Origin of the sequence: Nostoc sp. 'Peltigera membranacea cyanobiont' 210A, from assembly GCF_002246015.1 — a bacterium.
In the GTDB taxonomy this organism is placed as follows: Bacteria; Cyanobacteriota; Cyanobacteriia; order Cyanobacteriales; family Nostocaceae; genus Nostoc.
Genome location: NZ_NOLJ01000007.1, coordinates 107,223 through 120,991, shown reverse-complemented (window position 1 = coordinate 120,991; position 13,769 = coordinate 107,223). Strand labels below are relative to the sequence as shown.

The window sequence follows — 13,769 nt, the reverse complement described above, 5'->3', positions numbered from 1 at the left end:
AATAGCAACAAGTAGAATTGCTTTGAGTAAGTAGAAGTCAGAATAAGTCCGCCAGAAAGCAACTTATTTTTGCTTATACTTCGCTTCTATTAACGCTCTTAAATAATTTCTACCTTCTCAAAACTTTCTAGTATCTGCTATTAACTCGCACTTTGCGATTGACTAGTTGGCTTATAATGCTTTACAAAAACCAGAAATGTTTCTTCCGGTTGACGTAAAATTATTTAAGTCCAGTAAGTCCACTTAATCCTAACCATACATACATTTGATTAATAATGCAAGGCTTCGTTTATGGTAATTTTACGTAAACTCAAAACTATTTTGGATACAGGCAGCTTGTTTGCTCCAAAAAATCTATCATTTTAATTTTGCAATACTTGAATTATTTTTTGGAATTTATCTTTATTCGGGGTAAGCTGTCGCGCAGAGATTGGCGATAACTATTTCGAGATGAAATTATCCAAGAGTCTCGATCGTCTGCGCTCACAAGGAGCAATGAAAATTTCTTTTCCCTACTCCCTAATCCCAATTTCCCACTCACCAGGAAGCGTAAGCACTGATAAGATGCGAACAATTGCAGAAATTAACGAGAAAATTAAGCGCCAACGTGCGGTGGTGTTGACAACTGAAGAATTAAAAGCACGAGTTGTAGAAATCGGTGTTACTAAAGCTGCTAAAGAAGTCGATGTAATTACCACTGGTACTTTTGAGCCGATGGAATCAAGTGGTGCAATTATCAATCTGGGACATACCGATCCCCCAATAAAAATTCGTCGTTGTTGGTTAGATGGCGTACCAGCCTACTCTGGTTTTGGGGCAGTAGATTTATATTTAGGTGCGAGTTGCGCTGTGGAGACGACGGACGGAGAAGAAGTGCGAGAACGTGGTGGCGGTCATGTAATCGAAGATTTGATCGCTGGTAAATCTATACACGTGAAAGCGCAAGGACAAGTAACAGATTGTTACCCCAGAGCAAATTTTGAAACTACAATTACCAGTGACACAATTAATCAGTTTTATTTATTTAATCCGCGCAATCTTTATCAAAATTTTATTGTTGGTGTAAATGGTGGCGATCGCCCCCTCTTCACCTATCTCGGCCCTTTACAACCGCGTCTGGGGAATGCTGTTTATTCTAACCCAGGAGCGATTTCCCCCTTACTCAACGATCCCGATTTGCAACTCGTTGGTATAGGTACTCGAATTTTTTTAGGCGGCGGTATTGGCTATGTCGCTTGGGAAGGCACTCAGCACTTCCCCTTACAAAAGCGTTTAGCTAATCGTACACCGATTGGGCCTTCTGCCACTTTAGCTTTAATTGGTGATGCCAAGCAAATGGATGCTCATTGGGTGCGGGGGTGTTATTTCAAAAGTTATGGCCCCTCATTAATGTTAGGGGTTGGGGTACCACTACCTGTATTAAATGAACAAGTAATTGAACACTGCGCCGTCCAAGATCAAGACTTAGTAGCTCCAATAGTAGATTTTTCCATTCCCCGGCGCGTCCGTCCCACCTTTGGTTTGGTGAGTTATGCCCAACTCAAATCTGGGCGGATCACCATCGAGGGCAAAGCAGTACGCTCTGCCCCCTTAGCGAGTTTGTTTTTTTCTAGGCAAGTCGCCCTAGAGTTGAAAAAGTGGATCGAAGCAGGTACGTTTACCCTCACAGAACCAGTTTCTCCAATTCCGATGGAGCGATCTTTTCTACCCCAAGACCGTCGGACGGATTTTTGATTGGGGGAGTGGGGAGTAAGAATTTTAGATTTTAGATTTTGGATTTTAGATTGGAATTTAATCCAAAATCTAAAATCCCTTCGGGTTCAGCAGTCACTCATGGGGGAAACCCCCAAGACCGCGCTGCTTCACCAAAATCCAAAATTGAATTGCCCCATACCCTAATCTTGAGTCGGTTTCGGTCGCTTGATGGGTTTAGGAGCGGGTGTTCTTGGTATAGGTTTTGACACCACTGAGGTGTCGCCGCCTGTACTTGTTTTCTTGATGGGACGAGGAGTTTCGCCAGTGCGTCTGGGGGGGAATGGTTTTCTACCACCAGCACCACCAATGCCAGCACGAGGCCCACCTTTAAATGGTGGTTTGCGTTTTTTGGGCAAATCAGCGATCGCCTCGGCTTTTTCTACTATCAAAACGTCAGCTTCTCGTTTGGCTTGGAAGTCCCAGAATTTGCCCACTGCTTTGGTGGTTAGCACACCCCTTAATTTCAACTTAAAATATTTGGGTTTGTCAGTTGATTTGCGTGGAGCCTGCCTAATTTTGACTACCAAGCTTTTAGCATCAAAAGATTGGTATACTACTTCACCACGAACAGAAAAACCACCATCTGCAACTTCTGATGAAGGTCTGGGGGCAGTTGTATTTAGTTCAGAGTTCTCGGATAAGCCATCATCGAGTGTCTCTAATTGCAACTCCAAATCCGATTCGTCTTCATCTGTTGAGTTTTTAGCCAGATTTTCTGGTTCCCAAACTCCGACGATTTGGATGTGCAAGGTGTCATTTTCTTGTCTAGTACGTGGATATACTACCCACAAGTGTTCTTTTTCTAAGTCTAGATGATTCTTGACTAAGCTCATAATCCGGCCTAGGAGGACGGCATTGAGTTCTACACCATCTGGAGTCAGCAGAGTACCTTGAGTAAATTGTTCGCTGCTAGCGTGATAGCGACCCCGGACTAAGCCGATCGCTCGATACTGCATCGGTTCGCTGGGAGGCGGAATCGGTTGCTGGCGATTAATCAAGTTCCCATTTGAGTCAGTTTCGCTGGAGTTGACAGGCAAATTGTCAACTTCTTTAGAGGACTGGGCTGCTATATGAACATTAGCGGCTGCCTCTACGTTAGTTGGGCCCTGGTTAGAGGCAGAAGAATTGGAAGATTCAGGCAACGGCATCAGGTCGGAATTCATAAAAACTCCTTGCGGCGGAGACACATCCCATTGTGGGATTTTACAAAGGCAGCTGGAAAGAGCATTTGTGCGACTGATGAAAGTATATTGGCTTTTCACAAAATCACACTAGGGTACTCTATACAATCCTAAAGGCGCTAAATTTAATGTATAAACACTAAATGTCTAATTTAGCGGCTTTACACTAGTTTCGGAAGCATATCATAGCTACAATTCTGACGGCTCCTCCTAAAGTCATCACTTACTTTAGCAGTGTGGATAGTTAATTGTTATAAAATTCACAGGCAATTGGCGGTATTCCGCAAAGTTTTGGAAATTTTTAACTTTACGATTTGTGTAAATGATAATGTCATTAAAATTTAGGAGAAAGACAAAACCGTGTCTCAACCGCGCAATCGTTGGATAGTTCAAGTCGTCTTAGCGGTGGCAATTCTTGCTTTTGTGGGTGTTTCGGTGATTCCCATAATTGGAGCATTTAATAATACGCCACCCTCAAGTCAAAATACCGCTAGCACCAGAGGCAGTTTGTCCTCCGCTGACCAAAAATCAAAACTGGAAGACGAAGCACGGGGTTATGAACAGGTTTTGCAACGGGAACCAGAAAATCAGACTGCGCTTAAGGGTTTATTACAGGCACGGCTGCAATTACTGAGTCAAAAAGATAAAAGTGAGGTTAAACCAGCTGATATCCAAGTTGTCATTGAACCCCTAGAAAAGCTAGCAAAGCTGAATCCCGAACAGTCAGAATATTCAGTGTTACTAGCTCAAGCCAAACAGCAAATTGGCGATCGCGAAGGAGCCGCTCAAGCTTATCGCTCGATTTTGTCCACGAAACCAGGTGATTTGAAGGCTTTGCAAGGAATGGTGGCTCTATTGATCAGTCAGCAACGCCCCGAAGCAGCCATTGGTTTGTTGCAAGAAACCCTATCTAATGCAGCCCAAGCAAATACAATTCAGCCTGGAAGTGTAGATATAGTAGCTGTGCAGGTGCTGTTAGGTTCTGTTCATGCTTCCCAGAAACGCTACGCTCAAGCTAGCTCTGTTTATGACCAGGCAATTAAGAAAGATCCCAAGGATTTTCGCCCTGTCGTGGCAAAAGCGATGCTCCTGAAACAACAGGGCAAAGATGCAGATGCAAAACCTTTGTTTGATAGTGCCGCAGCTTTAGCACCTGCTAAGTACAGAGACGAAATTAAGAAGGCAGGAACGGTTTCCCCCATTCCTAAATCTGCTTCATCTGCCGCGCCCTCACCAGAAAGTACACCTAAGTAATGGACATAGGGCATGGGGCATTGAGCATTGGGCATTGGTTATTAATATCTTCTCCCCCTGCTCCCCTGCTCCCCTGCTTCTTCCCCTCACGCTCCTTCAATGGCAGCGACGACACCAAAGACTAAAAACAGGCATCCACCAATAAAGGTGAGTTGACGCTCAGAAATGCGTCCGGCAATCATTTTGCCGCCGATAACTGCGATCGCAGCACAAATGGCATGTCCTAAAATTGCACCTATTGTCACTCCAATGGGGTTATTGCCTGCTGCTAGGGCAATAGTGGCAATTTGGGTGCGATCGCCCCACTCTGCCATAAATGTCAACACAAAGGCTTCTATGACAATTGCCAAACCAGTCTTTTGCTTTGGTAACTGCAAATCTGCTTGTTTCACCGCAGCTTCAGCTTCTTCCACAACTTCTGTATCACAAGCAGCAGACATCTTACTAGCGTCATACAACAGCTTGATACCGAAGGCAATAAATAAAGCTATTTCGGCGTAATGAATATAAACTTTGGGCAACAAAGATACCGCTTGTCCAAATATCACCGAAAGGATTGTCATCGCGGCTAAAGCAGCTGTCACACCGATAAATACCAGCCGCCGTGGGTGGTGCATTGCCAAAATCACAGCAATAAAAAATGTTTTATCGCCTAACTCGGAAACCGTGATTAGTAACAAACCTGCGGTAAAAGCTGTTAACACTCTCTCAAGCTCCTGAAGAATCGTTTACCGATGTGAAGCTTGATGAGAGCCAAAAGACCTCACCAAGTTTACACTTTTCGGTGTGAACTTAGTGAAGGTCTCGCTTTCAAATATTGATTACTTGCCACCTGAACCAGGCTCATCGCCAGTATGTTGATTCAGATGTACTGGCTTTTATGTTTTTTGCCAGCAGCTACTCCCCTTCTATGCGTTCATAATTATACATATTTTCAATGTATTAAGTCAAGAGAGTAGCCAATATAGAGGTATAACTGTAGAGTGAAGCGGTACATACAGACCGATTCAGAGCTTACTGAGGTAAAAACTCATCATCTGTGACTTCTGCTAGCTGGTATGGGCAGTTCAGAGGAAAGGATTCCATTGACAAGCCAGTTTCAGCTTTTGCTTGCTTAACCGCCTGTGTATAACACTCAGCAAAAACTATCTCAAGATAGGATTTGAGACTAGGTGAATCATCTAGAGCTTCTTTGACACGTCTACGATGTTCAATTATGCTTCCTTCCCAGCTACCGCTTCTTTTGTCGGGCTGAAATTGCCATTTGAGCAAAAGCATCAGAATTACAATCAGATTACTCTTGAGACTCCGGCGCTCACTCCTTCCCATATCGGCAATTTCTTCAATTAGGTTCTCCCATTCAACGTTTGCGTAATCCTGACTTTGCAATTTTTCTACAGTCGTTTCTATCCATTGCAAGTAATCAGTCTCATATAGGGTTTGGGAATGTGCCTTTAGGGAAGACATAGCAGTTTTCATCAGAAATCTTTAGATAATATCTCACATATAGCGTTTCCTAATCACATGAGGTACATCTTAGCCCCCTCTTCGCTTGCGGGGAGGGGGTTGGGGGTGGGGTTCTTGTACCTCACTCAACCGAGAACCGCTATATCTCTACAATTAACATCGGTGCGTTAGACTTTAACGCACCCTACGGCCTAAAGTAATTGCCAATTGTCTACAACTTTACTAAAGTCAGAGGTGACGTAATAAGCTAATCAGCATTCAAGTTGCATAATCAGGGCGGGCAAGATGCCCACCCCACAAGATATTGAGAAAATTTTCATCTGCAAAGTAGATGTGTTTTAGCTTAATCACCTCAAGCATTACTTACCTGCACAATAATGCCAATTCATTCAAAAAAATGAATCGATGAATCATGCACAAGGGTAACGCCACCTCCTGTTCCGTCATGCAAGTCCGACTAATTTGGCGCTTAGTTCCCATAAGCGATCGCCTTTGTCGTCATCACGAGCTTGAGGAGAGACTTTTTGCACAAAAGACTTGCCATCTTTCTTCTGGCGATTTCCCCAACTCCAATAAATACCGGATTGATTATACTCAGGATCGGCAACCACGGCAGCAACCCGTTCTCCCGCCAACTCTTGAGACACATATCCCCCAGTGATGTACTTCTGGAATAATGGAAAGATTTTCTGAAACAGGGGATAGTGGTTTCTAAATAGCGGCGTTTCTGCAACACATCCCGGATAAAGAGAATTGAAGACGATACCGGTGGACTCGTGATAGCGCTCATGCAGTTCCCGCATAGTCAGCACGTTGCAAACTTTACTGTCTTTGTAAGCTTTAACTGGTTCAAATTTCTTGCCATCAATCATCGCGATCGGCTCTTTAAACCCTTCTGCAAAGCCTTGCAAATCGCCCAAGTCGGGACGTGGTGGAATCTTTCCACCCAGTTCGTCTGGATTGTGCGTGACTGTTCCTAAAATTACCAGCCTTGGTTCTAAAGATGATTTCTTCAGATCCTCTATCATCAGGTTGCACAATAGGAAATGCCCCAGATGATTGGTAGTGACAGTTAACTCGTAACCTTCTGGACTGCGTAAAGGCTCTTTGATTAAGGGCATATAAATTGCAGCGTTGCACACCAAAGCGTCTAAGGACTTTCCAGTGGCTCGGAAGTTCTTCACAAATTGTCGAACACTTTCCAAGGAGCCAAGGTCAATATGTATGCTGGTATAAGTGTTGTAAGGGATTTCCACATCTTGAGCAGCTTTTTGTGCCTTCGCTAAATCCCGACAGGCCAATACCACATACCATCCTTTATCAGCAAGAGCTTTTGCAGCATACAAACCCACCCCCGAAGAAGCACCCGTAATTACAACCGTTGGCTTTTGATGTTGTTCCATTCTGTTCAGCTTCCATTGACTGTCTCTAGGATCTCATACCAGTGAGCCATGATTGTCATCAGCTTTTTCAAGGCTGCATTAGGCTGAACTAACTACGTACTCCAAATAACATAGACTAATTGTCAAGAAAGAAGTATCTAATTATACAAAAGTTGCTCCAAAAAATATAATTACAATCATATTTGTGATTTACTAATAGAGTTTAAAATTGTATCAATGCAATCTGGAATTTTTCTGGTTTCAAGTATTTTTTCAGATGTATATTATTATTACTGGATCAAAAATTATATAGCGTTTCCTAATCATATAAAATACATCATAGTCACTTTCTCGCTTGTGGGGAGGTGGTTGGGGTGGGGTTCTCATACCTCACTCAACTGAGAACTGCTATAAGTAAATTGCCTAGCTGTTTAACAATTTATACACTGTGGATAAGCTTCTACAATCTGTAAAAAAAATTCTCCAAGACAAGCCTCTCGATTCAATTCAGTGGTTTGTGCTCTATCAATCGTGGTTGGGTAAAACTTATGGTGAGATGGCAGAGGTATCAGGCTACGGCAACAATTACATCAAGGAAGTTGGTTCTGAGTTGTGGCAAGACCTTTCTATAGCACTTGGAAAAAGAATAACGAAAAAAAATCTGCATTTAGCCTTGAATAAACACTTGCAAGACGAGATAGGTAATCAAGAAAACCAGATCCAAGAAAAGTTTGGTGAAGAATCTAGCTTAGAAATTGTTTCTCCAGACTTTTTTTCAGTAAGCAAGATAGAATTTCCTAGCGGCCCTATAGCACTAGGTTCTCATCTTTACATCAATCGCCCTTCCCTGGAAGAACTTGTTTGTAATGAGATTTTACACCCTGGTTGCTTAATCAGGCTCAAAGCGCCTAGAAAGATGGGAAAAAGTTCTCTGCTCAATCGGATGATTGCTTATGCTAAGGAGCAAGATTATCAAATTGTCTATTTGGACTTTCAAGAAGCTGACCAAGACGTTTTTGCTTCCCTGGATAAATTTTTGCGTTGGTTTTGTGTCAACGTCAGCAGACAGTTAAATCTCCTTTCTTGTGTAGATGATTTTTGGGATATGGAAATGGGCAGCAAGGTAAGCTGCAAAATCTATTTTGAAGCTTATTTGTTGCAATACATTGATGATAGTCCTGTAGTTTTGGCTTTGAATGAAGTCCATCGGATTTTTGAACATCCCAATATTGCCCAAGACTTTCTACCAATGCTGCGATTTTGGCATGAACAAGCCAAGCAAGATCGGACTTGGCAAAAACTGCGGATGGTAGTGGTTCACACCACAGAAATTTATATTCCGCTTAAGCTCAACCAATCGCCTTTCAATGTAGGGATAACAATTACACTGCCACCATTTACCCTCAAGGAGGTACAGAATTTAGCATTACGTTACGGACTAGATTGGGCAGGAAACTCGGAAGGAGCAAAACGCCTTGCACCCCTACAAGCAATGGTAGGAGGACATCCCTATCTGGTGAACCTTGCATTTTATCATTTATGTCAGGGAGAAATGACGCTGGAGGTGTTATTAGAAACTGCATCTACAGCAGTAGGAATTTACGGTCAGCATTTACGAGAACTGTTGACACTACTGCAAGCAGAACCAGAATTAATGTCAGCTATGGAACAGGTAATTGCAACAGATGAAAAAGTGGAGTTAAATGCGATCGCTGCTTATAAACTAGAAAGTATGGGTTTGGTTCAATTAAACGGCAATCAAGCTAGTGCCATGTGTGAATTATATCGTCTTTATTTTAGTCAACAGTTTGGAAAGCAAAATAGTGCTAATGCTTCTATTAAATTTCCACGCTAGTTTTAAGAGTTCATAGTAAGTACTAAAGTTTTTACTATGAACTTAATATCTCATTGAGATTATGAGAATTTTATCAAATTTACCTACCTATACAATTTTTTTGATTCAGATCTAGAAGAAATTTAAAATCAATTAAATGAAAAATTATCGATACCAAGTTGGTGGTACTCTTACAAATGATGCTCCTAGCTATGTTCAGCGCAGAGCGGATGTAGAACTTTACGAAGCTTTAAAACAGGGTGAATTTTGCCACATTTTAACCTGTAGACAAATGGGTAAATCCTCACTTATGGTCAAAACAAAGCACCGCTTGCAAAAAGAGGGCTTTAGATGTGCCACCGTTGATATGACTAATATTGGTTGTGAAAATATAACTCCAGAACAGTGGTATAAAGGAGTTGTCGGCGATTTATGGTTGAGTTTTAAACTGTTAGGAAAAGTTAATTTAAAAACCTGGTGGCAAGAACAAAACGATCTTTCTTTAGTTCAGAAAACCAGTCGATTTATTTCGGAAATTTTGTTAACTCAGTTTCCTAATGAAAAGCTATTTATTTTTATTGATGAAGTTGATAGTATACTCAGTCTCGATTTCTCTGTTGATGACTTTTTTAAATTGATTCGGTTCTGTTACAATCAACGAGCAATTAATCCAGAGTATTATCGAATTACATTTGCAATTTTTGGGGTTGCTACACCTTCAGACTTAATTGTATATCAAAATAATACTACCCCGTTTAATCTTGGTAAAACCATCCAAGTAAATGGTTTCACCTTTGAAGAAGCTCAACCACTTTCTTTGGGACTAGATATTAAAGACAATCATCCTCAGAAAGTTTTGAAAGAAGTATTAGCTTGGACAGATGGGCAACCATTTCTTACTCAAAAACTGTGTCGACTGCTTGTGAGTTTATCTCAAGATGATATGGGTAGAAAGCTGAAAATTCCCCCTGGCACAGAAGAATTTTGGATAGAAAATGTGGTGCGATCGTACATCATCGAGAAATGGGAATCACAAGATGAACCAGAGCATTTACGAACTATTCGCGATCGCATCCTCAGAAACGAAAAATTTGCCGCCAGATTGTTAGGAATTTATCAACAAATCCTCCAAGGATTGAAAGTAACAGCCGATGATAGTCGAGAACAGGTAGAACTGTTGCTGTCTGGTTTGGTAATCAAAAAACAAGGTTGTCTCAAAATAAAAAATCGAATTTATCAAGAAGTTTTTAATTTAGAATGGGTTGGAAAAAAATTAGCTTACTTGCGCCCCTACTACGAAAGCTTTAATGCATGGGTAGCCTCAGAAGAAAAAGATAAATCTCGCCTATTGCGTGGACAAGCCTTGATCGATGCTCAAACTTGGACAAATGGTAAAAGCTTGAGCAACTTAGATTATCGCTTTTTAGCTGCTAGTGAAGAATTAGATCGGCGAGAAGTACAGCAAGCATTAGAGGCGGAACGTGCTCAAGAAGTCGAAGCACGACTTCTTGAGCAACAAAAAAGGCTGGCTCAACAAAAGAAAAATGCCACAATAGTGACACTTTTGCTCGTGGGTATGACTATCAAGTTGGTGATTTCTATAGTGTGGGGAGTATCGCTTTTACGAAAGATTGATGTTTTAGAATCACAGCTAAAATGTGCCGAGCCGACTACACCCCTTCAATTTGCTCACTGTCCAAAGTCAAAAGCTGCTAGGGAAACCTCAGAATAACAATCGTTAAAAAAACTCTCAATAACCCAAGTGCAGCCGATGTATAGGTTAGTTATCATGAGCAAATTTAAAACAGCTTTCCGAAAATTTACTCGTCGTAATGCTGACTTACTTATGACGATGTTTATTAGCTCAATATTAAGTGCGATCGCTAATATTGTAGCGGCAGTCTTTAAAGTCAAGCGTAGGCGTAGCCCGTCGTAGACATCGCTCATGTATAAAGGTTGATTTAGTGCGATAAGTTAATATGAGTTTGAGGAAGCTCAAAAAGCGATAAGGATAAGACTTTTAAGTTTTTTATATCTTACGAGTTCTGTTATCAACCCAAATAATTAAGAGGATCAAGCAATTGAGTAACCTAGATAGAGTTTTAGATGCCGCAATGGAGCTTACTTTAGAGCAGCAAGAAATGCTGGTACAAATTCTCAAAAGCCGAATTATTGAAAGTCGGCGAGATGAAATTGCGTCAGATGCAGCAGCTTCCATTGCTGAATTCCAAGCAGGTAGGCTCAAAGTCCAGACTGCTGCCGAAGCAATTCAAGAATTACGGGAATATCTCAATAACGCAAATGTTTATTAGCTCAATACAAGTGCGATCGCTAATATTGTAGCGGCAGTCTTTAAAGTCAAACGTAGGCGTAGCCCGTCGTAGACATCGCTAATGTATGATGATTGATTTAGTGCATTAGCGTTCGCCGAGCGTCTCGTAGAGAAGCTCACCGTAGTATCGCCAATTAGAAACGCAGTTCTGACCAAAGCTACCAATGATGTGAGTTAAAATCCTGATATCTTCAATCACTACTCACGCAGACAGCCCCCGAAAAAGCGATCGCTATGCTTCAGTATCCCCATCTCGAACAAGCGCTAAAATATCACTTCGGTTACGACCAATTCCGTCCTGGACAACGGCAAATTATCGAAGATGCGCTGCAAAATCGAGATTTAATGGTTGTGATGCCGACTGGCGGGGGGAAATCTCTATGTTTTCAGCTACCAGCATTGTTGAAAAATGGACTAACTGTGGTAGTGTCGCCGTTAATTGCTTTGATGCAAGACCAAGTAGAAGCACTGCGAAATAATAATATTAACGCCACATTTCTCAATAGCAGTTTGAACGCTTACAAAGTGCGATCGCGAGAAGAAGCCATCCTCAGTGGTAAAGTAAAATTACTCTACGTTGCCCCAGAACGTCTCCTCAGTGAAAGGTTTCTCCCATTTCTCGATTTAGTTAAAGAAAAAATCGGTATTTCTAGCTTTGCTATTGATGAAGCGCATTGTGTTTCGGAATGGGGACACGATTTTCGTCCAGAATATCGCCAGTTGAAATCTCTGCGAAAACGCTATCCTGATGTGCCTACCGTCGCCCTCACCGCTACAGCGACCGATCGCGTCCGTAGTGATATCATTCAACAACTGGGACTAAAGCAACCAAGCATTCATCTTGCCAGCTTTAACCGTGAAAATCTTTATTACGAAGTTCGTCCTAAAACTAAATATGCTTACGCTGAATTGTTAGAACTAATTCGAGAAACTGAAGGTTCGACAATTATTTATTCTTTAACTCGTAAAAAAGTTGATGAACTCACGTTTAAACTCCAAAATGATAAGATTGGTGTTCTGCCTTATCACGCCGGATTAACTGATGAAGAACGTAGTAGTAATCAAACGCGATTTATTCGAGATGATGTGCGGGTGATGGTGGCAACAGTTGCCTTTGGCATGGGAATTAATAAACCCGATGTGCGGCTGGTAGTTCACTTTGATATGCCCAGAAATATAGAAAGTTATTATCAAGAATCGGGGAGAGCGGGTAGAGACGGAGAACCATCTCGGTGTACAATATTTTTCAGCTTTGGTGATGTTAAAACAATTGAATGGAGTATCGATCAAAAAACCGATCCTCAAGAACAGTTGATTGCCAAACAACAACTGCGGCAGATGATTGATTACGCTGAAGGCACTGATTGTCGGCGAACAATTCAACTAGGTTATTTTGGCGAAAGGTTTCCTGGGAATTGTGGTAACTGTGACAATTGTCGTCATCCCAAACCGATGCAAGATTGGACAATTGAAGCCATGAAATTTTTATCTTGTGTGGCGCGTTGCAAAGAAAGGTTTGGGATGCTACACATAATTGATGTGTTGCGGGGGGCAAAAAAAGACAAAATTATCCAGTACGAACACGATAAACTTTCTACTTATGGTATTGGTAAAGATAGAACTCTAGATGAATGGCGAATGTTGGGGCGATCGCTTTTACATCAAGGGTTAATAGAACAAACTAGTGATGGTTACTCAGTTTTAAAACTAAATGCCTTAAGTTGGGAAGTAATGCGAAAACAACGTACAGTTTTGCTAGCTGTAACCACAGTCCAAAAGATTACCTGGGAACAGGGAAGTGAAAAAGCAGAAGTTGCAGAAATATTATTACAGAAGTTGCGATCGCTACGTAAACAATTAGCTGATGAGCAATCTGTACCACCTTACGTCATCTTCCACGATTCCACTTTAAAATTGATGGTACAGGTGCAACCCCAAAACTTAGCTGAATTTGCCAAACTTTCTGGTGTAGGTAGTCACAAACTCGCTCAATATGGCGAAAAATTTATTACAGAAATTCGCGCCTATCGCCAAGAAAAGGGTTTGCAAAATAAATCGGTTACTTCCGCTTCCGTATCATCTTCCAACTCATCTTCTTACACAGAGTTACAGACATTACAATTGCATCAACAAGGTTTAAATATTGCTCAAATTGCCCAAAAACGCAATCTTAGTCCAGCAACAGTTAGCAGTCATCTAGAAAAACTAATTGATAAAAATCAGCCAGTTGATTTAAATCAATTAGTACCTTTAGAACATCAACAAAAAATTTGGCAAGTTTTAGAAGTACTCGGTGATATTTCCCTCACTCCTATCAAAGAACAACTAGGCGAAAGCTACACTTTTGATGAAATTCGTTTAGTACGGAGTAAGTGGCGGCGTGAAAATCGCAAATGAAAATTAAATTTTAGAGGATGTTTTCAAAGTATAGGGCGAATAGAATTCGCGGCTACACAAGCAAAGTCCACCTCCGTGGACTAAGATAAAATCAAGGGCTTCAAACCCACGGAGGTGGGTTTTGTCTGTATAGCCGCGATTTCTAATCGCCAGGGCTAGTATGAATT

General features: G+C 41.5%; 12 protein-coding genes. 7 read left to right on the top strand and 5 right to left on the bottom strand.

What is annotated here, in order from left to right; genetic code table 11:
- Positions 1–564: 564 nt before the first annotated feature.
- Positions 565–1,734: a homocysteine biosynthesis protein gene (locus tag CDG76_RS22655; RefSeq protein WP_094351489.1), complete on the top strand. Its 1,170-nt coding sequence runs from the start codon at positions 565–567 to the stop codon at positions 1,732–1,734.
- 161 nt (positions 1,735–1,895) lie between these two features.
- On the opposite strand, the gene CDG76_RS22650 is transcribed toward CDG76_RS22655, so the two are convergent.
- A complete protein-coding gene (locus CDG76_RS22650) occupies positions 1,896–2,918 on the bottom strand; it encodes a hypothetical protein (protein ID WP_094351184.1) in 1,023 nt (340 codons plus the stop codon).
- A gap of 378 nt (positions 2,919–3,296) precedes the next feature.
- Here CDG76_RS22650 and CDG76_RS22645 point away from each other — a divergent pair, with 378 nt between their 5' ends.
- Complete coding sequence (locus CDG76_RS22645; protein WP_094351183.1) at positions 3,297–4,190, top strand: tetratricopeptide repeat protein; 894 nt, start codon at positions 3,297–3,299, stop codon at positions 4,188–4,190.
- A gap of 86 nt (positions 4,191–4,276) precedes the next feature.
- Here CDG76_RS22645 and CDG76_RS22640 read toward each other — a convergent pair whose 3' ends face one another.
- The 3 genes from CDG76_RS22640 to CDG76_RS22630 form a co-directional block, all read right to left on the bottom strand.
- Positions 4,277–4,894: a TMEM165/GDT1 family protein gene (locus tag CDG76_RS22640; RefSeq protein WP_094351182.1), complete on the bottom strand. Its 618-nt coding sequence runs from the start codon at positions 4,892–4,894 to the stop codon at positions 4,277–4,279.
- A gap of 310 nt (positions 4,895–5,204) precedes the next feature.
- Positions 5,205–5,657 (bottom strand): DUF29 domain-containing protein, encoded by a 453-nt coding sequence (locus tag CDG76_RS22635; protein WP_094351488.1) that lies wholly within the window; start codon positions 5,655–5,657, stop codon positions 5,205–5,207.
- Between the two features lie 443 nt (positions 5,658–6,100).
- Positions 6,101–7,060, bottom strand: a complete 960-nt coding sequence (locus CDG76_RS22630) for a protochlorophyllide reductase (RefSeq protein WP_094351181.1) — start codon at positions 7,058–7,060, stop codon at positions 6,101–6,103.
- Between the two features lie 427 nt (positions 7,061–7,487).
- On the opposite strand from CDG76_RS22630, the gene CDG76_RS22625 reads away from it, so the two are divergent.
- The 4 genes from CDG76_RS22625 to CDG76_RS22615 all read left to right on the top strand — a co-directional run bounded on the left by CDG76_RS22625 (position 7,488) and on the right by CDG76_RS22615 (position 11,185).
- Positions 7,488–8,894, top strand: a complete 1,407-nt coding sequence (locus CDG76_RS22625; RefSeq protein WP_094351180.1) for an AAA-like domain-containing protein — start codon at positions 7,488–7,490, stop codon at positions 8,892–8,894.
- Between the two features lie 136 nt (positions 8,895–9,030).
- A complete protein-coding gene (locus tag CDG76_RS22620; protein WP_094351179.1) occupies positions 9,031–10,605 on the top strand; it encodes an AAA-like domain-containing protein in 1,575 nt (524 codons plus the stop codon).
- A 57-nt stretch (positions 10,606–10,662) separates the two neighbouring features.
- Positions 10,663–10,809: a hypothetical protein gene (locus CDG76_RS37560; RefSeq protein WP_190240944.1), complete on the top strand. Its 147-nt coding sequence runs from the start codon at positions 10,663–10,665 to the stop codon at positions 10,807–10,809.
- Between the two features lie 145 nt (positions 10,810–10,954).
- Positions 10,955–11,185 (top strand): hypothetical protein, encoded by a 231-nt coding sequence (locus tag CDG76_RS22615; RefSeq protein ID WP_094351178.1) that lies wholly within the window; start codon positions 10,955–10,957, stop codon positions 11,183–11,185.
- Here CDG76_RS22615 and CDG76_RS37555 read toward each other — a convergent pair.
- Positions 11,182–11,325, bottom strand: coding sequence for a hypothetical protein (locus CDG76_RS37555; protein ID WP_190240943.1), 144 nt, complete (start codon positions 11,323–11,325; stop codon positions 11,182–11,184). The genes CDG76_RS22615 and CDG76_RS37555 overlap by 4 nt on opposite strands.
- A 114-nt stretch (positions 11,326–11,439) precedes the next feature.
- Here CDG76_RS37555 and recQ point away from each other — a divergent pair, with 114 nt between their 5' ends.
- Positions 11,440–13,602, top strand: coding sequence for a DNA helicase RecQ (recQ, locus tag CDG76_RS22610; protein ID WP_094351177.1), 2,163 nt, complete (start codon positions 11,440–11,442; stop codon positions 13,600–13,602).
- Positions 13,603–13,769 lie beyond the last annotated feature (167 nt).

Excerpts from the sequence above, each read along its gene's own strand:
- CDG76_RS37560 (WP_190240944.1), top strand. The coding sequence starts at position 10,663 with ATGAGCAAATTTAAAACAGCTTTCCGAAAATTTACTCGTCGTAATGCT.
- CDG76_RS22635 (WP_094351488.1), bottom strand. The coding sequence starts at position 5,657 with ATGTCTTCCCTAAAGGCACATTCCCAAACCCTATATGAGACTGATTAC.
- CDG76_RS22650 (WP_094351184.1), bottom strand. The coding sequence starts at position 2,918 with ATGAATTCCGACCTGATGCCGTTGCCTGAATCTTCCAATTCTTCTGCC.
- CDG76_RS22620 (WP_094351179.1), top strand. The coding sequence starts at position 9,031 with ATGAAAAATTATCGATACCAAGTTGGTGGTACTCTTACAAATGATGCT.
- CDG76_RS22655 (WP_094351489.1), top strand. The coding sequence starts at position 565 with ATGCGAACAATTGCAGAAATTAACGAGAAAATTAAGCGCCAACGTGCG.
- recQ (WP_094351177.1), top strand. The coding sequence starts at position 11,440 with ATGCTTCAGTATCCCCATCTCGAACAAGCGCTAAAATATCACTTCGGT.
- CDG76_RS22630 (WP_094351181.1), bottom strand. The coding sequence starts at position 7,060 with ATGGAACAACATCAAAAGCCAACGGTTGTAATTACGGGTGCTTCTTCG.